22 protein-coding genes are annotated in these 24,888 nt (G+C 41.9%); 17 read left to right on the top strand and 5 right to left on the bottom strand.

Annotation, left to right across the window (positions count from 1 at the left end; genetic code table 11):
- Positions 1-22 precede the first annotated feature (22 nt).
- From BFP97_RS04515 to BFP97_RS04490, 6 genes are all read left to right on the top strand, one after another.
- Positions 23-3,085 carry a tetratricopeptide repeat protein gene (locus tag BFP97_RS04515; protein ID WP_069841270.1) on the top strand — a complete coding sequence of 1,021 codons (3,063 nt, stop codon included), beginning with the start codon at positions 23-25 and terminating at the stop codon, positions 3,083-3,085.
- Positions 3,085-4,740, top strand: a complete 1,656-nt coding sequence (locus BFP97_RS04510) for a hypothetical protein (protein WP_139135177.1) — start codon at positions 3,085-3,087, stop codon at positions 4,738-4,740. The genes BFP97_RS04515 and BFP97_RS04510 overlap by 1 nt, the downstream gene beginning before the upstream one ends.
- Positions 4,741-4,815: 75 nt before the next feature.
- Positions 4,816-5,769: an SPOR domain-containing protein gene (locus tag BFP97_RS04505; RefSeq protein WP_069841268.1), complete on the top strand. Its 954-nt coding sequence runs from the start codon at positions 4,816-4,818 to the stop codon at positions 5,767-5,769.
- Between the two features lies 1 nt (position 5,770).
- A complete protein-coding gene (locus BFP97_RS04500) occupies positions 5,771-6,451 on the top strand; it encodes a MotA/TolQ/ExbB proton channel family protein (RefSeq protein WP_069841267.1) in 681 nt (226 codons plus the stop codon).
- The gene (locus tag BFP97_RS04495) at positions 6,451-6,840 is read left to right on the top strand and encodes an ExbD/TolR family protein (RefSeq protein ID WP_069841266.1); all 390 of its coding nucleotides are present in this window, start codon (positions 6,451-6,453) and stop codon (positions 6,838-6,840) included. The genes BFP97_RS04500 and BFP97_RS04495 overlap by 1 nt, the downstream gene beginning before the upstream one ends.
- A 1-nt stretch (position 6,841) precedes the next feature.
- Positions 6,842-7,822, top strand: a complete 981-nt coding sequence (locus BFP97_RS04490; protein WP_069841265.1) for a hypothetical protein — start codon at positions 6,842-6,844, stop codon at positions 7,820-7,822.
- Here BFP97_RS04490 and BFP97_RS04485 read toward each other — a convergent pair.
- Positions 7,819-8,472 carry a head GIN domain-containing protein gene (locus tag BFP97_RS04485; RefSeq protein ID WP_069841264.1) on the bottom strand — a complete coding sequence of 218 codons (654 nt, stop codon included), beginning with the start codon at positions 8,470-8,472 and terminating at the stop codon, positions 7,819-7,821. The genes BFP97_RS04490 and BFP97_RS04485 overlap by 4 nt on opposite strands.
- A gap of 119 nt (positions 8,473-8,591) precedes the next feature.
- Between BFP97_RS04485 and BFP97_RS04480 the strand changes: the two genes are divergently transcribed.
- The 3 genes from BFP97_RS04480 to BFP97_RS04470 are packed head-to-tail and all read left to right on the top strand — an operon-like array spanning position 8,592 to position 11,117.
- Positions 8,592-9,812 (top strand): bifunctional folylpolyglutamate synthase/dihydrofolate synthase, encoded by a 1,221-nt coding sequence (locus tag BFP97_RS04480; protein WP_069841263.1) that lies wholly within the window; start codon positions 8,592-8,594, stop codon positions 9,810-9,812.
- A gap of 1 nt (position 9,813) precedes the next feature.
- Positions 9,814-10,476 (top strand): tRNA (guanosine(46)-N7)-methyltransferase TrmB, encoded by a 663-nt coding sequence (gene trmB / locus BFP97_RS04475; RefSeq protein ID WP_069841262.1) that lies wholly within the window; start codon positions 9,814-9,816, stop codon positions 10,474-10,476.
- On the top strand, positions 10,473-11,117 hold the full coding sequence (locus BFP97_RS04470; RefSeq protein ID WP_069841261.1) for a phosphatase PAP2 family protein: 645 nt from the start codon (positions 10,473-10,475) through the stop codon (positions 11,115-11,117). The genes trmB and BFP97_RS04470 overlap by 4 nt, the downstream gene beginning before the upstream one ends.
- 4 nt (positions 11,118-11,121) lie before the next feature.
- On the opposite strand, the gene BFP97_RS04465 is transcribed toward BFP97_RS04470, so the two are convergent.
- Complete coding sequence (locus BFP97_RS04465; RefSeq protein ID WP_069841260.1) at positions 11,122-12,705, bottom strand: ArnT family glycosyltransferase; 1,584 nt, start codon at positions 12,703-12,705, stop codon at positions 11,122-11,124.
- Positions 12,706-12,786: 81 nt separating this feature from the next.
- Here BFP97_RS04465 and BFP97_RS04460 point away from each other — a divergent pair, with 81 nt between their 5' ends.
- Together BFP97_RS04460 and BFP97_RS04455 are read left to right on the top strand one after the other, a co-directional pair.
- On the top strand, positions 12,787-13,731 hold the full coding sequence (locus tag BFP97_RS04460; protein WP_069841259.1) for a glycosyltransferase family 2 protein: 945 nt from the start codon (positions 12,787-12,789) through the stop codon (positions 13,729-13,731).
- Positions 13,712-14,638 carry a lysylphosphatidylglycerol synthase transmembrane domain-containing protein gene (locus BFP97_RS04455; RefSeq protein ID WP_069841258.1) on the top strand — a complete coding sequence of 309 codons (927 nt, stop codon included), beginning with the start codon at positions 13,712-13,714 and terminating at the stop codon, positions 14,636-14,638. The genes BFP97_RS04460 and BFP97_RS04455 overlap by 20 nt, the downstream gene beginning before the upstream one ends.
- A 365-nt stretch (positions 14,639-15,003) precedes the next feature.
- Here BFP97_RS04455 and BFP97_RS04450 read toward each other — a convergent pair whose 3' ends face one another.
- Positions 15,004-15,498 (bottom strand): SixA phosphatase family protein, encoded by a 495-nt coding sequence (locus BFP97_RS04450; RefSeq protein ID WP_069841257.1) that lies wholly within the window; start codon positions 15,496-15,498, stop codon positions 15,004-15,006.
- Between the two features lie 91 nt (positions 15,499-15,589).
- A complete protein-coding gene (locus BFP97_RS04445) occupies positions 15,590-16,171 on the bottom strand; it encodes a hypothetical protein (protein ID WP_069841256.1) in 582 nt (193 codons plus the stop codon).
- A gap of 210 nt (positions 16,172-16,381) precedes the next feature.
- On the opposite strand from BFP97_RS04445, the gene BFP97_RS04440 reads away from it, so the two are divergent.
- From BFP97_RS04440 to rpe, 3 genes are read left to right on the top strand one after another with little or no spacing between them, the layout of a single operon-like run.
- Positions 16,382-17,122 carry a hypothetical protein gene (locus BFP97_RS04440; protein ID WP_069841255.1) on the top strand — a complete coding sequence of 247 codons (741 nt, stop codon included), beginning with the start codon at positions 16,382-16,384 and terminating at the stop codon, positions 17,120-17,122.
- Complete coding sequence (locus BFP97_RS04435; RefSeq protein WP_069841254.1) at positions 17,106-18,722, top strand: S8 family serine peptidase; 1,617 nt, start codon at positions 17,106-17,108, stop codon at positions 18,720-18,722. The genes BFP97_RS04440 and BFP97_RS04435 overlap by 17 nt, the downstream gene beginning before the upstream one ends.
- Positions 18,723-18,753: 31 nt before the next feature.
- Positions 18,754-19,410: a ribulose-phosphate 3-epimerase gene (gene rpe / locus BFP97_RS04430; protein WP_069841253.1), complete on the top strand. Its 657-nt coding sequence runs from the start codon at positions 18,754-18,756 to the stop codon at positions 19,408-19,410.
- Between the two features lie 547 nt (positions 19,411-19,957).
- Here the strand turns inward: rpe and BFP97_RS04425 are convergent.
- A complete protein-coding gene (locus BFP97_RS04425) occupies positions 19,958-20,308 on the bottom strand; it encodes an arsenate reductase family protein (protein ID WP_069844198.1) in 351 nt (116 codons plus the stop codon).
- A gap of 190 nt (positions 20,309-20,498) precedes the next feature.
- Here BFP97_RS04425 and BFP97_RS04420 point away from each other — a divergent pair, with 190 nt between their 5' ends.
- From BFP97_RS04420 to gyrA, 3 genes are all read left to right on the top strand, one after another.
- A complete protein-coding gene (locus BFP97_RS04420; RefSeq protein WP_069841252.1) occupies positions 20,499-20,957 on the top strand; it encodes a hypothetical protein in 459 nt (152 codons plus the stop codon).
- A gap of 118 nt (positions 20,958-21,075) precedes the next feature.
- Positions 21,076-22,236, top strand: coding sequence for a hypothetical protein (locus BFP97_RS04415; RefSeq protein WP_069841251.1), 1,161 nt, complete (start codon positions 21,076-21,078; stop codon positions 22,234-22,236).
- A gap of 80 nt (positions 22,237-22,316) precedes the next feature.
- Positions 22,317-24,860, top strand: coding sequence for a DNA gyrase subunit A (gyrA, locus tag BFP97_RS04410; protein ID WP_069841250.1), 2,544 nt, complete (start codon positions 22,317-22,319; stop codon positions 24,858-24,860).
- The last annotated feature ends 28 nt before the right edge of the window (positions 24,861-24,888 follow it).

Below are 24,888 nucleotides of genomic sequence, written 5' to 3'. Positions count from 1 at the left end.
TTAAGCGAGCAAATAAATATTGATGAGAAAGATAACTTTTTTACTCACTATCTCACTTTTTGCTCTCGGGTCATTAAATGCTCAAAATACGCTACATCAAAACAACGAAAACCGATTTTATCGATTTGGTTTAGAGTTGCTTGATAAGCATAAGTATAGTGCTGCTCGAGAACAGTTTGAGAGATACCTCAACGAAGGGAATGACGAAATCAAGAAGGCCGATGCAGAGTATTACGTTGCCTATTGCGCCTTAAACCTTGAAAACCCTGACGGCACCCAACTGATTGCCGATTTTGTAGCCAAACGCCCCAACCACCCCAAAGCAGCTAAAGCCTATTATAACTTAGGGATCAACGCCTTCGAGGCGAGAGATTGGCAGACTGCCAATAAGTATCTCAAGTTGGCGAATATCAACGTACTGAATGATACCGAGCGGTCAGAAACCAACTTTAAAATTGCCTACTCTGCCTTTAGTCTAAATAATAAGAACGAATCCATCGAGTATTTCGACTTGGCGAAGAAGCAAAACAGTCCTTATTATGCTGACGCAAATTACTACTCCGGTTTTCTAGCCTATCTCGATAAGAACTATGATAAGGTATTGGTTGATCTGAAGCGAGCCGCTGAGAGTGATAAATACAAGTTCCGTGTGCCGATCATGATCACGAGTGCCTACTTCAAGCAGCAGCGCTTTGGAGAGGTTTTGAGTTATGCAGGCAACTTCAAAGACATTGCAACAGAGAGTCGCAGGATGGACTATCTCTATCAGATCTATCAACTGGCAGCAGAATCGGCTTACAATCAAGAGCGCTTCGAGGAAGCCATAGAATTCTATGATCTATATCGACAAATCGCTGGCCAGAGCATCACAGATGAGACATTGTATAGAATGGCCTACTCAAACTTTGTATTGGGCAATGGAGAGAAGGCCATAGAAGACTTTAAGAGAGTAGCCTTAAAGGAGGATACAGTGGCACAGTTAGCTTCCTACTATCTAGGACAACTTTACGTGGAGCAAGAAAACTACCTCTTTGCGGCCTCGGCCTTTGATAAAGCAAGTAAACTTTCATTTAATACAACGATCCAGGAAGAGTCAGCCTTCAACTTTGCCAAGGTGAATTTCGAAGCAAAGAAGTATTCTCAGGCCATCGTTTCTCTCGATCGCTTTATCAAGCAGTTTCCAGCTTCATCCTACATTCCAGAAGCTAACAACCTATTATCTGAGGCTTTTCTAAATACTAATGATTTCCAAAGGGCAATCGCCTTTATCGAAAGAATAGAGAATAAGACAGACAGGATTAAAGAAGCCTACCAGAAGGTCACCTTTTACAAGGGAACGGAGTACTTCAATACAGGCAAGTACAAAACAGCTATTCAATTATTTGATAAGTCGCTCACTTACCGAACGGATAAAAACTTAGAGACCGGTGCGTTATTCTGGAAAGCAGAAGCGCAAGCTACCTCTAGAGCTTACGCAGAAGCTATTCGAAGCTACCAGAAGGTTTTTGAAACAAGAAACAGAAACTCCGAATACTACCTGAAAGCTAATTACGGTGTGGGCTATGCTTACTATAATACTCAGGACTATTCGAGAGCACGTGTTTATTTGAAGCGATACGTTGATGCCCTTCAAAATGCTCAAAACCGTCTCAATTATGATGATGCGATTCTTAGGTTAGCCGATTGCTACTATGTAGACAAGGAATATGCAACTGCTATTTCTTATTACCAGCGAGCCATTGATAACAATAACCCCAATGTCGACTATGCCTATTTCCAGAAGGGGGTAGTGAGAGACTTTCAGAATAAGAGTGCTGAGGCCATTCAAGCTTTAGATATTGTCATAAATCGATACAGTCGCTCTAGATATTATGACGATGCGATCTATAAGAAAGCCCAAATCCAGTTGGAAGGAAATGATTACAGAGCCTCTATCCTTGGCTTTACCAGAGTGATCGACAGACTGAAACAAAGTCCTTTTATTCCTTACGCTTATGAGAGCAGGGCCTTGGCCTATTTTAACTTGAATGAATTGGACAAGGCAGAAGAAGATTATAAGACCATACTCGATAACTATGTGACCAGTAAAGTGGCGAATAGTGCATTGTTAGGGCTTCAGAATACTTTAAAGCTTAATAACAAGGTATTAGAGTTTGATCAATACCTGGCTAAGTATAGAGGAGCGAATCCAGACAATCAGTCTTTGGAAACCATAGAACTCGAGGCAGCGAAGAACAAGTACTACGGACAAGAGTATAGCGCAGCCATTGGTGCTTTCGAAGATTATGAAAAGAACTATGCTGAAAGCCCATTACGTCATCAGGCCAAATTCTTTAGAGCGGAAAGCTATTTCAGATTAGAAGATGCAGACAGGGCATTAGAGCTTTATTATGAGTTGGATAGAGAGTCGCAGATCAATGATATGGATGTAGTTTTTCAGCGCATTGGGCAATTACAGTTGCAGGCAGGTGACTTTCAGGAGGCAGCAAATTACTTCTCCAAGCTAGAATCCATTGCACGAAGTAAGCGCCAAGAGAATGATGCCTGGATCGGATTACTCGATGCAAATTTCAAGCTCGGTAAGTATGATCAGATGAGAACCTATGCGAACAACATCTTGACAAAAGGGAATATTTCGCAGGATGCGACCAACAGGGCTCAGCTTTATCTAGCCAAGGCAGCTTACAGTGAAGGGAATTTTGATGAGTCTATCGATCAGCTTTTGACTACAATAAATGATGCTAAAGACCAATATGGAGCTGAAGCACAGTATTTACTCGGTCAGATCTTCTATCAGCAGAAGCGATATCAGGAATCATTGAATACGCTTTTCGAGTTTAGTGAGACCTTCTCCGATTACGAAGACTGGTTGGGTAAGGCTTTCTTACTAGTGGCAGATAACTACATCGCCTTAGAAGAACTTTTCCAAGCGAAAGCTACAGTAAACTCTATTATAGAGAATTCACCCATTAAGGAAATAGTAGACGAAGCGCGAGTCAAATTGACACAGATAGAAAAGCTTGAAAAAGACCTTGAACAGGTTGCCGCTCAAGACACCACACAAAACAGGGGAGGGAATCAGTAATGAAAAGGTTTTTGACAATCATCGCTTTGTGTTCCCTTGTATCTATTGAAGGATTGGCCCAAGTTGGTACAACGGGCAGGCTTGAAGAAGAGGCTGAAATTGTAATCCGTAAGGACAGAAAAATCGTGTTGCCACCTGCAACAAGAAATTTTGAGAAGATTCCTCAATTGCCTGTATCGGGTGCGGTAACTAAACAAGAGTACCAGTTCAGGAGATTTCAGTACAATTTGAGTCCCTTAGAACCATCTTTTAGAACTGCGAATTATAGGTCAAGCCAACCAGCAGCCAATTTTACTTCCAATTATGTGAGAGCTGGTTATGGGAACTACGGCACACCTTATTTCGAAGGATACATTGGTTCGCCTAAGAGTCAGGACTATATAGTAAACCTTTATGTAAGGCACTTATCCTCTCAAAGAGGGCCCATTTTTGATGAGAATTCGGCCAGTGGTAGAACAGAGGCAGCCGTTGGTGGCAAGTTCTTCAATGGAGTTAATACAGTTTCAGGTAGCTTGAACTATACTGGCCAGAAGGTTCACTTCTTTGGTTATAATCCGGTGTTGGATCTAACCAGCGATGCCATAGAGCAGAAGTTCACGAGATTCTCGGCAAACGTAGGCGTTCAAAAGACGGAGAGAGACGAACAACTCAATTACAGTTTTGAGACCGATTGGGTATTCTTCCGAGATGCTTTAGAAGCAAAAGAAAATAAATTCGATTTTGACGTAGCTGGTGATTACCAACTATCTGAGGAATTAAGCCTATCATTAGAGGCAATCGCAGTCTTATCAAAGCGATCTGAAGGAGCTGTTGAAGCGAATAGAAACTATTTGAGCCTTCAGCCTAGGGTGAATTATGCTGGCGATAAGTTTGCCCTTAAGGCGGGAATTAATTTTGCAGGAGACAATGATTCTGGAAATGGTATGTCGCTTTATCCAGTAGTTGAGGGTTCTGTGAATGTGGATGCAGGACTGAGAGTTTATGCTGGCTATGAAGGTTTTCTGACCATGAATACGCTGGAATCTTCAATTGACCAAAATCCTTTTTTAAGACCAGGTTTTGACCTGAGAAACACTGAGACGGAGAGTAACATCTATGGTGGTGTAGAGATAGACCTATCAAAGGGTTTAAGGCTCAATGCTGGAGGTTCATTGGCTTCATTGAATAATTTGCAATTGTTTACCAATGCCGTGTCTGACTCATCTCGTTTCGAGATTTTGTATGACCCGGGTACAGTAGATCGTTTGAATATTTTCTCAGAGGTGAATTTTGAAAAGGCGGGAGAGGTGAGATCGTCCTTAAGGTTTGATTTCTACAATTACGACCTGAGTACAACAGCGGCCAATCTTGAAGAAGCCTGGCATTTACCGTCATTCAAAGCAGCATTTAATAATACCTTCTTCCCGATAGAAAACTTGACGGTGACGGCAGACTTATACTATATGGGAGGCTTGAATGCCTGGAATGGTGAGACAGCGCAGAAATTTGAATTAGATGATATTGTAGATTTAAATTTGGGAGGGAAATACAATCTAAATCAACAATTTGGTGTATTTTTACAATTGAACAATCTATTCGGCAGCGAATACCAGAGAAATCTTAACTATCCATCGCGAGGTATTCAATTTTTAGGCGGAATCTCAGTTTCATTCTAATTTACTGGTTACAGTACACCTCGTGTAGTTTAGATATATTGTACATTATATATTCTAACCATTAACCTTAAACCTATGGCAGCAAAACAGACAAATGACTCTTCAGAGGAGAATGAAAAGCCAAAAAGACCGGCTCGAAAAGCTCCTGCTAAGAAGACAGCTGCCAAAACTACTGGTAGTACTGCGAGAAAGAAACCAGCTGCAAAAAAGACCACCGCTAAGTCTACTACAGCTAAAAAGACCACTACAAGAAAGACAACAACTAAGTCTACAGCAGCAAAGAAACCTACTACAAGGAAGCCTGCACCTAAAAAAGCAAAGCCAATAGCATCGGATGATGACTTGGGTTTAGAAGATATCAGCTTAGAGGCAAATGATGATGCGGTCTTGCCGGTAGCTCAAGAACAAAAGAAACCTGAGAAGCCCAAGACAAAACCAAAGCCGAAAGCAGCTCCCAAGCCACAACCTGTAGAAGAAAGTGCTCCACCAATCAAAGAGGAGCCAAAAGCTGAGGTAAAGGAAGAGCCCGTCAAACAGTCAACAGAGCCAGAGGAACAGAAAAAGAAGAGTGGTGCAGGACCAGTTTTAATTGTGATTGTTGTTCTGGCACTAGCTACGGCATTCTATTTCCTGTTCTTTAAATCAGATGAAGAACCGGTGATTACACCACCTGTTCAGCAAGAAACAGAACAGCCGGTTGTTGAGGAAGAGACTCCGAAAGCTGAGCCAGAAGTGGTTGAGCAAACACCTGATCCCGAACCGGAACCTACTGTTGCTTTGACCACAATTTCAGAGCGTGGCGGACGTTTTTACATTATTGTTGGAAGCTTCTATGACGAAGATCTGGCCATTGATAAAGGCAACGAAATAGTAGCCGCAGGAATTAATGCATACCTACTAAAACCGACAGGAGACAAAACCCTCCATAGAGTAGGAATAAATGTAGTTGATGAACTATCTGAAGCCGCGAGTGCGATGGAGGATTTAAAATCGACATACGGTGAAAATATCTGGGTATTGAAATATTAAAATGACGTTGATTCAAAATTTAAGTGCTGCTGATACCACGAATGTTGGGGCAGGCGAAGATCAAGTATTGTTCTTTTTCGAACTGATCCTAAAAGGAGGGTTTTGGTTAATCCCCATCGCAGGTTTATCAATTGTAGCCATCTACATCTTTTTCGAAAGATTAAGAAACCTGAACAGGGCTTCGAAAACTCCCTTTGAGTTCATGGAGAAGATCAAGGATTTAGTGGCCAATGGAGATGTGAATGGCGCTAAACTCCTTTGTTCACAGACTGACTCACCGATTGCCAAGATGATTGAGAAAGGCATCCATAGAATAGGAAGTCCACTGAAGTCGATCGAGGCATCTATTGAGAATGTAGGAAAGATCGAGGTCTATAAACTAGAGAAGAACCTTTCCCTGCTAGCAACAACGGCAGGTGCTGCGCCAATGATCGGTTTCTTAGGAACCGTATCGGGTATGATTCAGGCCTTCATCTCTATAGCACAAGAAGAGGGCTCTGTCAGTCCTAAGTTGCTTTCAACGGGTATTTATGAAGCTATGATTACTACAGCTGCTGGTTTGGTAGTGGGGATTATCGCCTACTTAGGCTATAATTACCTGGTATCAAAAGTGCAGAAAGCGATCCATTATATGGAGTACACTTCGATTGATTTTATTGACTTACTTCAAGAGCCTCAATAATGGATATCAAATCAAAACATAAGGTTGATTCTGCATTTAGTATGTCCTCGATGACGGATATTGTATTTCTGTTATTGATCTTCTTTATGCTTACTTCATCCTTTATCACACCTTCGGGTCTACCGGTAGATTTACCATCCGCAGCCGCAACAAGCATCTCTTTGCAGAAGAATAGCGTTACAGTAGGGGAAGGCAATATCTTCTATGTGAATGATAATGAAGTTACCCTCGCCAATCTCGAAAGGGAGTTGGCCAAAGTAATCGGTGAACCAGGTGGAACAGTCAGTCTTCATTTAGATAAAACCATTACGGCCGAGATTTTCGTAAAGGTGACTGGGATTATTGCCAAGCTAGAGCAAAAGACAAATTTGGTAGCAAAAGCAGAATAGAATGTCGGATCAGGAAAAGAAAGATAAGAAGTTCAGCATTATCATGACCAGCGTGGTGCATGGGCTGATCATATTGCTCTTAGTTTTTCTTGTGGCATGGCGCGCTCCTGATCCACCTATCGAAGAATACGGTATAGAATTGAATTTCGGCTTTCAGGAACAGGGAGGCGGTGATATCGAAAGAGATACCGAAGCCCAATTAGAAGAAACCGAAGAAGATACTCCTCCGGATGCTGAAGTAGAAACTGAACAAACCGAAACTGAGACGGAAGAAACTGACCCGGTTGAAGAAGTTGTCGAAGAAGTAGCTAAACCAGAGCCAGAGGTTAAGAAAGAAGTTGTGCCTGCTAAGGTGGAGACACAAGAGACTGTAAAAGATCCACCCACTGAAGAAGTTATTGAAGACCCAATTACCACTAAGGAAGAATCTGAGGTAAAGGTGGAAGAAGTAACTCCGGTTAAGAAAGAAGAGATTAAAGAAGAGCCCCCAGTAGAGGAAAAAAAAGAAGAAGTCAAACCTAAACCAAAACCTAAACCTGTTGTGGACCAAAGAGCACTTATGGGTGGCAAAAAGAAGGATTCTGATTCAAAAGAGGCGGCATCAAACAATCAAGGAAAGTATCCTGATAAGAAAGGGAATCAGGGAGATCCAGAAGGCAATAAGAAGACAGATGGCATCAACCCTGATGGCTCAGATATCGGTTCAGTGAGTTATAGTCTTGATGGTTGGAAGTGGGAAAGACCTCCTGCTGAAAAAGATGACTCCCAAATTGATGGAGTAATCAAATTTGGTATTGATGTAGACGATAGAGGTAAGGTATTAACGGTTTCAGTCCTTCCAGGCACAACGATCAGTGATAATACGATTGTAGAGTTCTATAAGAAACAAGTGCTCAAGCTTAGTTTTATTCAAACTGACGGCTCTAAAGCACCTGCTCCAATTTCAAAGGGGGAAGTTACCTTTGTGATCAAGACCAATTAATTGGCCTTTCGGACGACACCCGCCCCGCTGATATTACTCGTGATTTCAGGATTTCCAATATATCGGACCACTCCTGCGCCTGATATATCCACATTTAGTGTCTCAGACACCCGAGTTTGAACTTCTCCTGAACCAGATACGGTAACGTTGGTATTCAGGGCCTGAAGGTCGTATGCCTCAATTTTTCCAGCACCAGTGATTTTGGTGTTCAGGCTTTCGGCATTACCACATACTTCGATAAGTCCTGCGCCCGTGATCTCTAATGCTAGGTTATCTACCTCAAGGCAGTTCTCAACGCGGATGGCACCAGCTCCTGTGATACTCAATTTTTCATAGTCTAGTGCCGAAACGTACACCTCCAATGTTTTTACGTTTCTCAGGTTATGATTCGTAGTAATTCTCAAGGTTGTGCCAATCACATCCGTATCAATGACCCTTAGTAAGTTCTCATGCGTCTTAATTCTGAATGATTCCCCAGGTTCGTTGGTGATGTAAACATTCGCAGGAACACTGAGAGATATTGAATTGAAGCCGTTGATTTCACGTTCTTCGTTGACAATGGCTCCATTGGCATCAATGGCATCGTTATCGCAACTAACTGTAAAAAGTACGATGAGCAAAAAGCCTAAAAAAGTGGTTTTGGTTTTCATGATTTTATGTTTTTGACGTTGTTCATTATTAAGACGGGAGAGATCAGTATCACACGTAAGCGCTCCTAAATTTTGCCTGACATACCTCAATAAATAAACACTAATTCTATCTTCGCAGCATGAATTACCAAGAGACGCTTGACTTTCTCTTTCAGGCACTCCCCATGTATCAAAGAGTGGGTAAAACCGCTTTTAAGAAGGACTTATCCAATACAATAGCATTGTGTGAGCATCTTGGTAATCCTCAAGAGAAATTCAAGAGTGTCCATATTGCTGGAACAAATGGAAAGGGAAGTTCATCCCATATGCTGGCTGCTATTTTACAAGCTTCAGGCTTGAAGGTGGGGCTATATACCTCGCCACACCTAAAGAACTTCACGGAACGTATCAGAATCAATGGAAAGGAGATTTCGAGGGACGCTGTAGTCGGTTTTGTTGAGAACAACAAGGAAGCCATAACTGCTATTAAGCCCTCTTTCTTTGAGATGACCGTAGCTATGGCCTTTGATCACTTTGCTCGAGAAAAAGTAGATATAGCGGTCATTGAAGTTGGTTTAGGTGGAAGGTTTGATTCAACTAATGTAATCACACCTGAACTATCGCTTATTACCAATATTGGCTATGACCATATGGATATGCTAGGCGATACATTGCCTCAAATTGCTAAGGAAAAAGCTGGGATCATTAAGCCGAATGTTCCAGCGGTTATTAGTGAGTCCGATCCAGAGGTTAATCCCGTATTTGAAGCTGTGGCTAAAGAAAAAGGAGCAACACTTTATTACGCTGATGGTCAAAATGAGATTCCCCCCACAGATCTTATGGGAAACTATCAGTCCAGAAATGTACGAGGAGTGTTAAAATCTATTGAGATTTTGCAAAGCCAAGGATGGTCCATCAGCAAGGAAGCCGTTTACAGAGGCCTATCTCAAGTAACCGCGCTTACGGGCTTAAAAGGCAGGTGGCAAATATTGAATATCAATCCTTTAACTATTTGTGATACAGGGCACAATAAAGAAGCATTTCAACTGATTATTAATCAGTTGGAAGGGTTAGACTTTTCTACCCTGTACATGGTACTGGGCTTTGTGAATGATAAGAATGTCGATGACCTTATCCAGATGATACCCGATAACACAAACTTGGTTTTCTGTCAGTCATCAGTGCCTCGCGCTATGCCTTTGCAAACCATAAAGGAAAAGGTTGAAAGTCTGAACATCGAAGCTAGGTATATCACAGATGTGAATGAGGCGATAGCAACAGCCACAAAAATGGCTAATGCAGATGACCTGATATTTGTGGGAGGTAGTACTTTTGTCGTGGCCGAAATAGATAACCTTTGATATGCCAAGAGCTAAGCTAAAGCGATTTGATGAGAATAAATCACTACACAACCTACTTCAAGATGGTAAGGAGGGGTTTAATGAGCTAAAAGGAAATTGGAATAAGGATCACTTCAAGAATGAATTACCTATAACAGTGGAAATGGGTTGCGGAAAGGGCGAATACACGATCGGCTTGGCGAGACAATTCAAGGACGCAAATTTTATAGGGGTTGATATCAAAGGAGATCGGCTTTGGGTAGGGAGCAAGCAAGCGATTGATGAAGGGCTAGAACAAGTGGCCTTTTTGAGGACCCTAATCCATAATATTGAAGGTTTTTTCGCTCCGCAAGAAATTGATACCATTTGGATTACTTTCCCTGACCCAAGACCTAAAGACCGGGATATCAAAAGACGATTAACTTCACCAAGGTTCTTAGAGATTTATAAAAAACTCCTTAAAAAAGGAGGGAAGGTGTATTTTAAGACCGACAATACGGCCCTCTTTGAGTATACACTTGAGGTATTGAATGAAAGAAACGATGTCCTTGATCTAAACTATACCTTCGATCTCTATGACTCCGACTATGTGGATGATCACTATGGTATTAAGACCAACTTTGAACAAAAGTACCTAGACTTGGGGGAGAAGATTAAATACCTGAAATTCACATTCGATACATGAAACATCGAGAACTTTTTGGAAAGCAGGTTAACTGGTTGACCGCTATTTACTTTTTGATTTTTGGGGTATTGCTAGTCTTGACCGCTCATGGTGATATCGTACTATGGCTAAACGATCGGCATACACCATTTTGGGATGTGTTCTTTAAATACTGGACTTATCTAGGTGATGGAGCGATTTTAGGTGTTTTGGGGCTTATACTCCTTTTTATTAACTACTATGAATTCCTGACCTTGTTGATTGCCATAGCGCTTCAAACCGTCTTTGTACATATTTTCAAACAATGGCTTTCGGCAGGTGAGCCTCGTCCTAAAACCTTCTTTGCAGATCAAATTGATACATTGAACTTCGTAGAGGGTGTAACTGTCCGGGGCTATGATAGCTTTCCTTCGGGTCATACAGCTTCAGGTTTTGTACTGTTTTTCTTCTTGGTTCTACTTGTTAAGAGCAAAGCCTTAAAAGTACTATGCTTTGTAACGGCCGTTTTGGTAGGCATTTCCAGAATCTATCTTATCCAGCATTTTGCCAGAGATGTATATGTCGGAAGTCTCTTTGGAGTATTAGCGGTTGTTTTAGCTGTTTATTTGATGCGCAATCAGGTTGATAATCAGAAGCTGCAAAAAGGCTTATTGAGGAAATAACAGGCTACTCTTTCGTTCTGTCCCACATCATAATCAAAGTGGTAGGATTCTCAAACAAATCTCTGGCTTCTGAAACATATTGAACACCCGGTATCTGCTCTAAGTCTTCTCGATGGTTAGTTCTTGAAATAATGTAGCCTTTTTCATGCTGAAGCATTGTTGCTTGTATTTCCGCCAATTCCGTAAATCGGGTAATCTCTCGCTCCAATTCGAAAACGAATGCAGCATTCAGCCTTTGATATGAAATGATTTTGGCCGTTGTGTCCATTTGCGGCACCAACTTGCTTACTGGATTCTCGGCATCAACTTTCGGAAAAATGAGATGAAAGAAAAGAATGATCACCACAATCCAAGAAGTAATATTGATTCTCAACACTACTTCAATATTTCTTTTAACAAAGGCGTAGAAGAGCATGAGTGCGCCTGAAATACTCAGGACTATAAAGTAGAAGCTTAGGTCAGTAAGTCCATAGATTGTTTTATCTCCCTGTATGCCAAAATAAATTCCTACAGGGAAGCCAATCATCAATATGGAATAAGCAATTAAGCCAATTCTGTTCCCAAGATTGTTGAGCCAGTCTGCCTTGATTTGGCTTACATAGATACCAACCAGAACAGCTAGCAGTGGATAAGCAGGGACAGTATAATTGGGAAGCTTAGTACTGGAGGTTGCAAAGAAGATCAGAATGATCGTTACGGCTAAACCACAGTATAGTAACACCTCATTTTTCCTTTGTCGAAAGGCATGCTTCAAAGACTGAAAAACGAAAGGAAGGTAGGTGAGCATACCCAGGAAAAAGACAAAGACGAAGGTCAATAGAAAGAGCCCCTCATGTCCTTCCATGGCTTCGGAATAGCGGGAGAAGTTATGCTTAAAGAAGAAATCATCTGTCCATGCACCATCCGTGGCTTTATGTACCGACCAATACCATGGAAAGGCCACTAGAAGGGAGAGGATTATCCCACCAAAAGGTTGAAGTCGCCAAATGGTTTTCCACTTCAGGTCTTTATTGAAAATAAGAAATGCTAGTGCGGTCAAACCGGGCAGAGCCAATGCAATTGGGCCTTTGGTCAATAACCCACAGCCAATGGCAAAATAATAGGAGAGCAGGTGCCATTTACTATGGGTCTTATAGGCTTCATAGAAAGAAAAGAATGCCCAAGTGGTAAAGAATACCAGATATGGATCTGGCACCGACATATGAAATTGCAAGTTAAAATGTATGGAAGCGATCAGCACCAAAGCACTGTTGATGGCCGCTTTCTCACTGAAATTCTTTCTAACAAAGAGGAAGGTGATCAATATCGTCAATATCCCCATCAGGGACGAAAAGAATCTAGCACCGAAGGCATTGACTCCAAATACTTGATAGCCTGCCGCCATGAAATAGTAGTGGAGAGAAGGCTTGTCAGTTCTTAATTCCCCGTTGTAATAGGGTACGACATAGTCCCCTGATTCGAACATAGCTCTGGCCGCTTCGGCATTTTTGGCTTCATCCAGAGCATAGACATCCAGTCCTCCAATATTGGCAAAGGATACTGCAAATGCGAGTGCTAGAATAATGGCAAGGGAGAGTTGCTTACTCATGGAATGGCAAAGCTACACGAAATGCGCTTTATTAGGTATTTGAGGTAGAACTCTTTTACTTTGCAACTTCAAATTTTCCCTATGAAGCTATCCGTTGTTGTTACCGTTTACAACGAAGAAGATAATGTAATCCCGCTCTGTGAAAAAGAGTATGAAGCCCTAGAAGGAATTGATTACGAATTGATATTAGTTGATGATGGATCTACTGACAAAACTGTAGAGAATGCCAAGTCCATTGCCAACGACCGCACCAAGCTCTTGATTTTCAATAAGAACTATGGACAAAGTACAGCCATGTCTGCCGGTATTGATGCTGCGCAAGGCGAGTACATTGTAACCATGGATGGAGACCTGCAAAACGATCCGGCTGACATTCCTAAAATGATACGTAAGCTCGAAGAGTCTGGAATGGATGTAGTCGCTGGTGTGAGGGCTAATCGAAAAGATGGTTTCGTGCTAAGGAAGTTTCCTAGCAAAATCGCCAATTGGATCATTAGAAACACGACTGATGTACGCCTCAGTGATTATGGATGCTCTTTGAGAATCTATAAGCAGGATATTGCCAAGAACTTAGGCCTGTATGGAGAGTTGCATCGATTCATTCCTGTTTTAGCGAAACTTCAAGGCGCTAAAATGACCGAGGTTGATGTTAATCATCATGCGAGAATTCATGGCGAATCGAAATATGGAATCAACAGAACCTTCAAGGTAATGGCAGATTTGATCTTAATGATCTTCTTCCAGAAGTACCTTAGGAGACCTATGCACCTGTTTGGAGGCTTGGGTATTCTGACTTTTGCCATAGGTTTTATGATTGACCTCTATCTGGTAATCTACAAGTTTGTAACCGGTGCCGATATATGGGGCCGACCCTTGCTCTTACTAGGTAGTATTATGATTCTTGCGGGTATTCAGTTTGTCACTGTGGGAATCATTGTAGAGATTATGATGAGGACCTACTATGAGTCTCAGAATAAGACAGTCTATCGCTTGAAAGAAACTTACATTGGACAAGCAAAGGCTTAAACGTTGGGTTAAGCTTTTTAGCCAAATTGTAATTGCTACGATCGCAATCTATTTCGTTCTGAACGAAATTGACGTTGACGAATTGAAGCGTAGCTTATTGGGAGCAAGGATTGGTCCTTTGATCATCGCCTTCCTGGCCTTCAATGCCAGCAAGATGCTGAGTGCCTTCAGGCTCAATTACTTCTTTAGAGTGCTGGGCCTGAAACTATCCGAAAACTTTAATCTGAAGCTATACTATCTGGGAATGTTGTATAATCAGTTCCTACCAGGTGGTATTGGAGGCGATGGCTATAAGGTTTACTTACTGAATAAAACCTATAAGACACCGCTGAAAGGATTGATCGCTGCAACGCTGTTAGATAGAATCAGTGGCGTTGTAGCCTTGGGTTTCTTGGCTGTTGGCCTCGGCTTATTAGGCTCGGCAAAGGATGCCATGGAGGGCTATGGTTTTCTGCTGTGGGTGGCTTTAGTCTTGGCTTATCCTGCCTACTATTTATTAGTGAATATCTTCTTCAAAACCTTCAAAAAGGTCAACCATATTACCAATCTGCAGGCACTTGGAGTTCAATCTTTACAATTAGTTTCTGCTTACTTCATCCTGAAAGCCTTACATGTTGAAACAGGCTTTATCGATTACTTCACACTCTTCTTAGTTTCATCTGTTTTAGCAGCTTTGCCATTTTCCTTACCAGGTGGCTTAGGTGTTAGAGAATTGACCTTTACTGTCGGACATGAGCTTTTCGGACTTAACGAAACTGCCGCTGTGGCACTGGCGTCACTGTTCTTTTTGATAACGTTGATTAGCTCGCTAATCGGAATTTTTTACCTGAAGATCGGAAAGCATCTACCTAAGTCCGATGCCACCACACCCACAGCATCAGAATTGGGTGAACAACCAAAAGCCTGACCCACATTACCCACACCGGTACACAAAGTCCTTCATGCACACACCCTCCCAATTCTATGAAATAAATATGAGAGGGAAGAAAAGCAATGAGCATGGCTATGATAAGATATGCACTGACTGTTCGTGTCCGCTTGAAGATTAAACCAATTGCCAGTATAATCTCACTTAGTCCGCTAATCAGATTGATTTCACGCGGCCATGGTAGGTATTCCGGGATCAATGGGTAATAGAATTCCGGATCAATGAAGTGATTTGCTCCAGCGAATAGGTAAAAGCCAATGAGACCATAAAGTGAAACAAGTCTTAAACATTTCTTCAATTGAGGTTTCATATTACCTCAACTTGAAGGAAGAAGATATGTTAGATCAGTAAGTGAGAATAGTTGCAGTTCCTTTACCAATTTCGGAGACACTGACCATATAGATTTTGCTATAGTCATCTTCAGACAGTTGTTTGAACTGATCAGAACCTGTCAATAAGTTGGCGACTAAAGGAGTCGTATTCGAGTGACCTGAAATGACAACCGTTTTTCCTTTGTGCTTCTCCATGATGTCCTTTAGAAAGTCTGCGCTTCTCGGATCGTAAATGTTTATTTCGAGTCCCTTCGCATCAGCGATCGGCTGAACGGTGCTTTTTGTCCTTTTATAAGGGGTAGAATACAATGCAGCGATATCAGCTTGCATTAAAATCTTATTTAGGGATTCCGCTCTCTTAATTCCTTCTTCGGACAAGCTTGGATCACGAGGATCGTCCTTTGATTTTTCCGCATGACGAACTAAAATAAAAGTGGTGACATCAGTTTGTGCATTCACGTTGATGGCTAGTGCTGAGATAAAAAGTAAGAGCGCAATTCGTTTCATAGCTATATCAATTATGAAATTAAGGTAAGGAGTCGAAGCCGATATTCGTACGCTAGAGGTAAGATTTTATAGGAATGGCAAGAATCACCTATTAGGCCAGGTCATCTATTTCCAGTAATTCCAAGATATCAGCTAGCTCATCAAAGTCTTTATAGCCAGGTCTTATTTCGCTTCCACCTTCTAAAACGATCCCTTTGGCATTTGAAGCTTCAAGTATCGAATCTAGGTTATTGGCATCAAAGCCATCAGATAGTAAAACAGGAAGATCCGATACAGAGTCGTCTATTAATGCAGCAGGGATAAGAACATGAGACAACTGCCCATTTGAACGTTTCCATGCCTCTTTAGCTTCTTCTAGGGTCCTAGCTACAAAGCTCACTTTCAAGCCCGTGTCCATGGCCGCTGCAATTTGTTCCAGACTTTCGACTTGTAGTGCATTCAAAGAAAATCCTGTGATGGTGTTAGCTATATCTGTAGCGGCATTTGTGATTTCGCCTACAAATTCGACTCCCGAGAGCCAATCACTCAACTCTTTGAACTTATCAGGATCAGTATAATTTGGGTGGCTCGATTCTATATTGAAGCCTAGTTCGTTTACCTCCATGCCTGCACAGTAGCGTGCATCGCTGAGGTTGTTGATTCCATTTACCCTTACAAAAGTCCTTAAAGCCATATTGAATTGATCGCGATTCGACCGCAAATTAAGCCAATAAAATCTATAATCGACAAGCTAATAAGTCAGTGTTGAAGCGATTTCTGGACATCAATATTAGGGTCTTTAGGCAAATGCATGTATTGAATAAGTGACAGCCAATTGTCAATGTGCTAAGATTAGTAGTTCATCGTTAACTATACATCACCTAAACCTGTTAATTTTACATCAATGCGCCTAAGATTTGAATACCTGCTGCTGTGCTTACTTCTGATAATTACTTCATGTGGTAATACAGATGTTGAGGATGCAGAACCGCCCTTAGATCCTGACTTAGGCAAATCCTATTTCTTTTTGGCTCCAAATAAGTATAGAGAATACGCTGTTTATGAAATTAGGTATTTGGCTGTGGATATCAGCGATACGCTTGAATATCAGTTAAGAGAAGAAGTACGCGAAGAGTTTACGGTAAATGGTGTTGAGTCGCGGCTAATTCATCGACTTACTAGAAATGATGAGAATGAAAACTGGCAACTTGATTCTGTTTGGTCTGCACGCGTTGAAGCAGGGTGGGCTGTGTCTGTTGAGAACAATGTGCCATTACAAAAGATGGTGTTTCCAGTAGATACAACGCGCAGATGGGATAGAAACCTGTTTAATAGTAGGGAGTCACGAGTTCAGAAATATTTGACTTTCAATCAACCTTTTACGCAGGGTTTCAATACCTTTTTAAGGGCTACGGTGGTAGAGGTGAGCAATGAAAGAAGCCAGAATCCGGATGGCATAGACGTAACGTTTAGGGACCTGCGTACAGAGGTCTATGCTGATAGTATTGGCTTGGTAAGAAAAGAGTATGAACAATTAAGGTTTTGCACGGTCGGACCATGCGCATTGCAAGAAATCGTTCAGTCGGGCCGTTATTACAGAGAAGAACTTATAGCTCATGGCTTTTTAGATGAAGCAGGTAACTAGCGTCATATTTCTATTCCTTTTCATTTCAGCGAACCTGTTCGCACAAGACCGGTATATGGTCTTCTTTAAGGATAAAGCCAATAGTCCCTATTCGATCAATACCCCAGAGGATTTTCTGTCTCACAGGTCACTCGCCAGACGGTTGAAGAATGACGTACAGGTTACGGAGGAAGATCTACCCGTGAATCCATCCTATATTGATCAAGTAGCGGGCTTAGGAATTGAAACTTATTTCTCCACCAAGTGGATGAATGGTGTTTTAGTCCAAATGACAGCAAGTCAGGCAAATAATGTGACTTCACTGGACATTGTGGATCGCATAGAGTATGTAGCTCCCGGTAATATTCTTACACCGATTCCATTTGCAAGGGCAAAGTTTGCCGATAGCCCTATTGAACCATCAAGAATTAGCGAACGCCAATATCAATTACTTGAAATGGACTTGATGCATCAGGCAGGTTTTATGGGCGATGGTGTTATGGTCGGTGTTTTTGACGATGGTTTTCAAAACTATAATTCCTTATCAGCATTTCAGCATGCTGTTTTGAGCGATAGGATGGCCTACACTTTTGACTTTACAAGAAATAGGGAGGATGTTGATAACAACTTCAATCACGGCCTGCGTTCCTTGTCACTGATTGCTTCGAACAGTGTTGACATTGTTGGTGGTGTTCCGAATGCCGAGTTCTTTTTGGCCATTACAGAAGCTCCTGGGGAATATCGAGTTGAAGAATACAATTGGCTCTTTGCTGCCGAGAAAGCCGACAGTGCAGGAGTGGATGTGATCAATACATCACTTGGGTATGGTGATTTTTTTGATGATAGTAGCATGGACTACTCAATTTCAGATATGGATGGTCAAACGGCAGTGATTACGAGGGCATCAAATATAGCTGCGTCTAAAGGGATCGTGTTGGTGACCAGTGCCGGGAATGCTGGTGATGACCGCTGGCGTATCATTACTGCCCCTGCTGATAGTGAAAATGTTCTAGCTGTGGGTGCTATCGATGAAGGAGGGATACTAGCCGCTTTTAGCAGCCAAGGTCCAAGTGCGGACGGTCGTATAAAACCCGATGTTGTAGCCCAAGGAGTAGCCACTCGGTTGCTCACAAGTTCAGGAGGTGTTGGGTTTCAAAACGGCACATCTTTTTCAGCGCCATTAATTACTTCCTTAGCTGCGGGACTTATTCAGGCCTTTCCAGAGATGACCGCAAGCGAAATCCGAGATATCATAAGAAGAGCGGGTGACATTGCTGATGAACCTAATAATCTGTTTGGCTATGGCCTTCCGGGCTTTATAAAAGCCTCTAGGATTGCGGATGAGGCATTGGCGCCAATAGAGGAAGGGGTTCTCACGTATCCTAATCCAACGACCCTACCTCACTTTACCGTGGCCTTTGAGGAAGGGTATATTGGTCAGACCATCGATGGTCAGTTATTGAATGGGGAAGGAGCAGTGATTCAGCACTATGATTTTACCCCGAATTTCTTTCAGAACAAATTCCAAATTGACCTTAGTGGTGTAAAAAGTGGCTTATTACTCTTGAAACTCGTCACGCCCGATGGTATTGTCACCAAAAAGATCATCAAGGGCCAATAGTTCAACAATCAATATTGGATTATATTTGAGAATGAATTCCCCAATTGTTGCCCCATCCATTCTTGCTGCTGACTTTGCTAACCTCCAACGAGATGTTGAAATGTTGAATCACAGTCAGGCCGATTGGATTCATATAGACATTATGGATGGTGTTTTTGTGCCGAACATTTCCTTCGGAATACCAGTATGCGAAGCAATCAATGAGCATGCAAAGAAGCCTTTGGATGTGCATTTGATGATTGAGAAGCCCGAGAAATACCTAAAGGCTTTTAGAGATGCAGGAGCTGCCAATATCTCCGTGCACTATGAAGCTTGTGATCATTTGCATCGCACACTTCAGGAAATTCGCTCAATGGATTGCCGGGCAGGCGTTGCCATTAATCCTCACACCAATGTTCAGTTGTTGGAGGACACCATATGCGATATCGACTTGGTATGCATTATGTCTGTCAATCCAGGCTTTGGAGGTCAGAAGTTCATTGAGAACACTTATAAGAAGGTGAGGCAACTGAAAGAGATCATAGCCGAAAACAGTGCTCATACGCAAATCGAAATTGATGGTGGTGTTAATATTCACAATGCCCCCAAGCTGATGGAAGCTGGTGCAGACATTCTCGTTGCCGGAAGTTTCGTCTTTAAGTCTGTGGACCCTCAAGAGACCATCCTGGAGTTGAAATCTATCGGCTGAGCTAATACCATCGCCACACCCTTTTCATCCTGAGCAGAGCGAAGGAACTCACTGGCCCTAGATATTATTAGATTCTTCGTTTCACTCAGAAAAAGAAGAGGTGTGGCTGGAGTTCATCGAAACTAAACCTAAAGTCACTTCTACAATAGGGAGGGCCAAGTACCACAACTACGTTATCCTTTTCATCCCGAGTTTACCTAGGGATCTTTACCGTGTATATGTGCTTCTATGCATGGTTAAGATTCCTCGTTCCTCGGAATGACGTTCTAAAATGACTTTTCCCGTACCGCTATCCCTTAGTCACCCTGACGATAGGAAGGGTCTTAACCGCCCATGGCCTGTCTCTCGCTAGGCAGGCTCAAAAAAGAAGAGGAGAGTAAAGGTGAACTCCTATGAACTATAAGAGAACTAAACATTACTCAGCTAGGGTTACGTACTTTCTTTTTCATCCTGAGTGCAACGAAGGAACTGGTGTTCTTGTAGTGAGATTCTTCGCATTCTCTCAGAAAAAGAAGGGAGTTTTCAAGGTTAATAGCCCAATGAAAGCCTAAGCATTCAATAATTCAGAAAGGGCAGCTACAGTCTTTTTACTATTGCCTATAAAGATTTGACCATCGACCAGGAAAACTGGACGCTTAAGAAAAGTGTATTCCTCTAAAATGTACTTTCGAAAATCATCTTCTGAAAGATCCCTTTCATTCAAACCAAGTGCTCTATACTTCCGCGCCACCTTACTGAATAAGCTTTCATAAGAAGCGGACAAGGCGTGCATTTCTGTAAGCTGATCGGCAGTAATTGCTTCTGTTTTAATATCCTGTTGAGTGAAGCCTTCGAGGTTGAGGCTGTTCATTATTCTTTTGCAAGTATCGCAGGTGGAGAGGTAATAAACTTTACGCATGATTGAAGAATATTCGTCAAATTTTAATAATGTGTCCAAAAATATCAGCTTTCTGTCAGAAATGGGGTGCTTTCGTTTGTATGTTTTCAACAAATCCCTTTTTTTGTATCGCTGTTAAAAGCAAACCAAACTACTAACTATATAGAAGAGAGTGTAACTACCTTTCTTACAAACTAAAAATTTAATTGAGATGATGAGATTAACGAAGGCCGTATTGGCGACATTAATGTTTGTGTTCGTTGGGGTGAACGCAGCAAGTGCACAAGACTTTACTGATGAGGACGTAAAAGATTATGCAGTAATCCTAATGGCACAAAAAGCGATCACTGATAAAATTAGCCCTTATGTGAATAGCCTGATTGAAAAGCAAGAGGGTATTGATGGTAACCGTTATGTAGAGTTGGATAAAGTAGCCAAGGGAAAACCTGCTAACCTGCCAGCCGATGCTACAGATTTTGAAAAGCAGTTCTACACTAGTGTTCAAGGACAGGTAGATAAAAGAAAGAAAGCAGCAGGCACAGTAGTAAGTAACCTGGCAAAATATACACTAGGCGGTAAAAAATACAATGCCATTAAAAAGGCTTACAAAAGTGATAGCGCTTTAAAAGCAAAAGTAGATGGCATTATGGCTGGAATGTCAGCTGAATAAGAACCTTAATCAACCTTAATATACTAATGCAAAGAAGACTGCTTTTAGCAGTCTTTTTTTATGCCTTCCATAATAATTGGTTTAGTTTGCCTTTAATAAAGTAAACGTTCCCAAACGCTTGAAAAATAAATCCTTTCTCCTCTTAGTCGTTTTTGCCTTGGTATGGAGCCATCAGGCAGAAGCCCAGCTCTTTAAGAGAAAGAAGAAAAAGACAAATGTATCCGGGCTTGTAATAGAAGAAGCACCAGACCTTGAGAAGGAAGAACGTAAATTCCAGAGGAGACTTGTCAATCCGATCCGAAAAACCATTAACCGTTTCAACTTTAGTATTGAAAAGGGTGTGGGTTACTTCTCTTATCGAAACCCGTTGAATGATGTATCGGTGATCAGAGACCCCAGGGGAGATCAGCTATACATTGTCCCGCTAGATGAAGAGCAAGGCCTCACAAGTCCAATAAACGCCTTTAACAACTGGTTTACAGACCTCACACCAATCGGCATCGAACGTATAGATGATGATAGCCATATCGTCAGAACCGACACTTCAAGTTTTACCTATAATAACAATGGTCGAATCAATCCATTGACCTTTCGCTTCTCCATAAGCCTTAAGAAGCTAGACAAAGGACATTACGAACGCACCAAGGAGAAAATCTATTTGGATGACGACATGATCCGCATAGGAGGTGGTATTGGTTTTGGAGGACTCAGGTTTCGAAATCCAGCTTCGACCCAGGATGTAAGTAGTTTGTTAAGGGGGTATACCTTGCCAGAGACTAAGCTTTCGACTACGAAACTCTTCGCTTCCCTGAGCTATAACATGTATACCATAGGCGATTACTCCATTCATGCAGATGTTCTGGGAGGTGTTTGGAAAGTGAAAGCAAAACAGGTGAATACGGATGTGGTGAATTATGATCCTTTCTTCAATATAGGTGTCATGTTCCAGATGAAATTCTCCAAATATTTTAAAGGGTATATACGTCCCTCATTCGAATTGAGAAGCTACACGGTTTCCAACGATTTGGTGAATATTCAGCATAAGTTTTCTGTCTTCACGATCGACTTGGGACTGCTATTTAAATATCCCATCTATCCGCGCAATAAATACCAGGCTGATCAGGTGCAAATGGAGCATATTTTCAACAATAAGATTTACCGCGGAAGACCCTTTTATCGCAAGCAAAACCCACGTTTTGGACAAAACAGAATCAGACGCAAACCCATAGGATCGTCTTTCCCGAGAGCCAGAAAAAATAAGTCTAGAAAAGGCAATTAAAGCCTTAGTTTTCGACTCATAAAACGGAATATTTTTGGTATCTTGCTGCCTTAATTAAACCATACTTTTTTAAGTAGTTTATGGCAGAAGGAGATAAGGAAACAATCATCCCGATTAACATAGAAGATGAGATGCGGGGTGCGTACATCGACTATTCCATGTCGGTGATCATTTCAAGAGCACTACCAGACGTAAGAGATGGCCTAAAACCCGTTCACAGAAGGGTTTTGTACGGTATGTTAGACCTGGGTGTTAACTGGAACAAGTCTTATAAAAAATCAGCAAGAATAGTAGGAGAGGTACTCGGTAAGTATCACCCACATGGTGACTCATCCGTGTACGATACCATGGTGAGAATGGCTCAGGAATGGTCATTACGCTACCCACTGGTTGACGGTCAGGGAAACTTTGGATCCGTTGATGGTGACTCGCCTGCAGCGATGCGTTATACAGAGGCACGTCTGCGTAGAATTGCAGAAGAATTATTAACAGATATCAATAAGGACACGGTTGACTTTCAGTTCAACTTTGATGATTCTTTAAAAGAACCAACCGTACTACCGGGTAAGTTGCCAAACTTACTCCTCAATGGTAGTTCAGGTATTGCTGTAGGTATGGCCACCAATATGGCTCCACATAACCTTACAGAGGTAGTCAATGGTGTGGTAGCCTATATTGATAACAACGACATAGATGTAACTGAATTGATGCAGCATGTGACTGCACCTGATTTCCCGACTGGAGGTACCATTTATGGCTACACCGGTGTCAAGTCGGCTTTAGAAACGGGTAGAGGTAGAGTAGTACTCCGCGCCAAAGCGGACATAGAAACTACTAAAACCGGCCGTGAGCAGATCATTGTGACCGAAATACCATATCAGGTCAATAAAGCCAGCATGATTGAAAAGACTGCGGGCTTAGTCAATGAAAAGAGAATCGAAGGCATTTCCGATATCAGAGACGAGTCTGATAGGAATGGAATGCGCATTGTTTATGAGCTGAAAAAGGACGCCATTGGCAATGTTGTTTTGAACAATTTGTTCAAGTATACGCAGCTACAATCATCCTTCAGTGTTAATAATGTAGCACTTGTAAAAGGACGTCCTTATACACTGAACCTCAAAGACTTAATCAGACACTATGTAGACCATAGACATGAGGTAGTCATCAGACGTACTGAGTACGAATTAAAAGAAGCTGAGAAGAGAGCCCATATTCTAGAGGGTTACTTGATTGCACTGGACAACTTGGATGAGGTCATTGATTTGATCAGAAGTTCAAGAGATCCGGAGATTGCCAAGGCAGGCTTGATTGAGAAGTTTAAGCTCAGCGAAATTCAGGCGAAGGCCATTCTGGAAATGCGTCTGCAAAGGCTAACAGGTCTTGAAAGAGAGAAAATCCAGAAGGAATACGATGAGATCATGGAGTTGATCGCCAAGTTGAAAGAGATTCTTGAGAAAGAAGAGCTTCGAATGGGCATCATCAAGGATGAATTACTTGAGATCCAGGATCGCTATGGAGACGAACGTAGAACGGATATTATCCACTCTGCGGAAGACTTCACCACTGAAGACATGATTCCTAATGAAGAGATGTTAATTACCATTTCTCATCAGGGATACGTGAAGAGAACCTTGTTATCAGAATATAGAACACAGGGCAGAGGTGGCGTAGGTTCTAAAGGAGCAGGCTCCAAAGACGATGACTTTACAGAGCACCTATTTGTGGGTATGACCCACAACTACCTGTTGATCTTTACGGAGTTTGGTAAAGTATACTGGAAGAAAGTTTGGGAACTGCCAGAAGGCGGAAAAACTTCCAAAGGTCGTCCGGTTCAAAACTTGATCAATATAGAGCCTGGTGATAAAATCAGGGCAGTGATCAATGTGGCCGACCTGAAGGACGAAGATTATATCAACAATAACTATGTGGTAATGTGTACTGAAAAAGGTACCATTAAGAAGACCACATTAGAAGCATATTCGCGTCCTAGAACGAACGGAATCAATGCGATTACCATCAACGAAGGCGATCGATTACTGGAAATAAAGCTCACAAATGGTGATAATCACATCATCATTGGTAAGCGTTCTGGTAAGGTTGTTCACTTCCACGAAAGTCAAACTCGAGCCATGGGCCGTACGGCGGCTGGAGTGAGGGGAGTGACCCTCGAAGGAGAAGACGATAGGGTAGTTGGCATGGTATGTGTAGCTAGGGAAGATGCTAACCTGTTAGTCGTATCTGAAAAGGGATATGGCAAACGCTCTCCAATAGATGATTACCGAATTACCAAAAGAGGTGGTAAGGGTGTGAAAACCATTAACATTACCGAGAAAACTGGTAACTTAGTTGCAATTAAAGAGGTAATCGATACCGATGACTTAATGATTATTAACAAATCTGGGATCACAATCCGTATTTCTGTGAGTGGTTTGAGGGTCATGGGACGAGCTACACAGGGCGTTCGCGTCATTCGATTAAACGATGGAGATGAGATTTCATCTGTAGAGAAAATTGAATTGATTGAGGGGGAAGAAGAAGAGGTTCTGGCCTCAGAAGACGAGAATACTACCACTGAGGCGTCAACAGATGAAGCTTCAGATGAGAATAATAAAGAGGAATAAAATAAGACTTAACTAGAATTACATACTC

The organism is Roseivirga sp. 4D4 (genome assembly GCF_001747095.1).
In the GTDB taxonomy this organism is placed as follows: Bacteria; Bacteroidota; Bacteroidia; order Cytophagales; family Cyclobacteriaceae; genus Roseivirga.
This window is presented reverse-complemented; position numbering and strand designations above follow the sequence as displayed.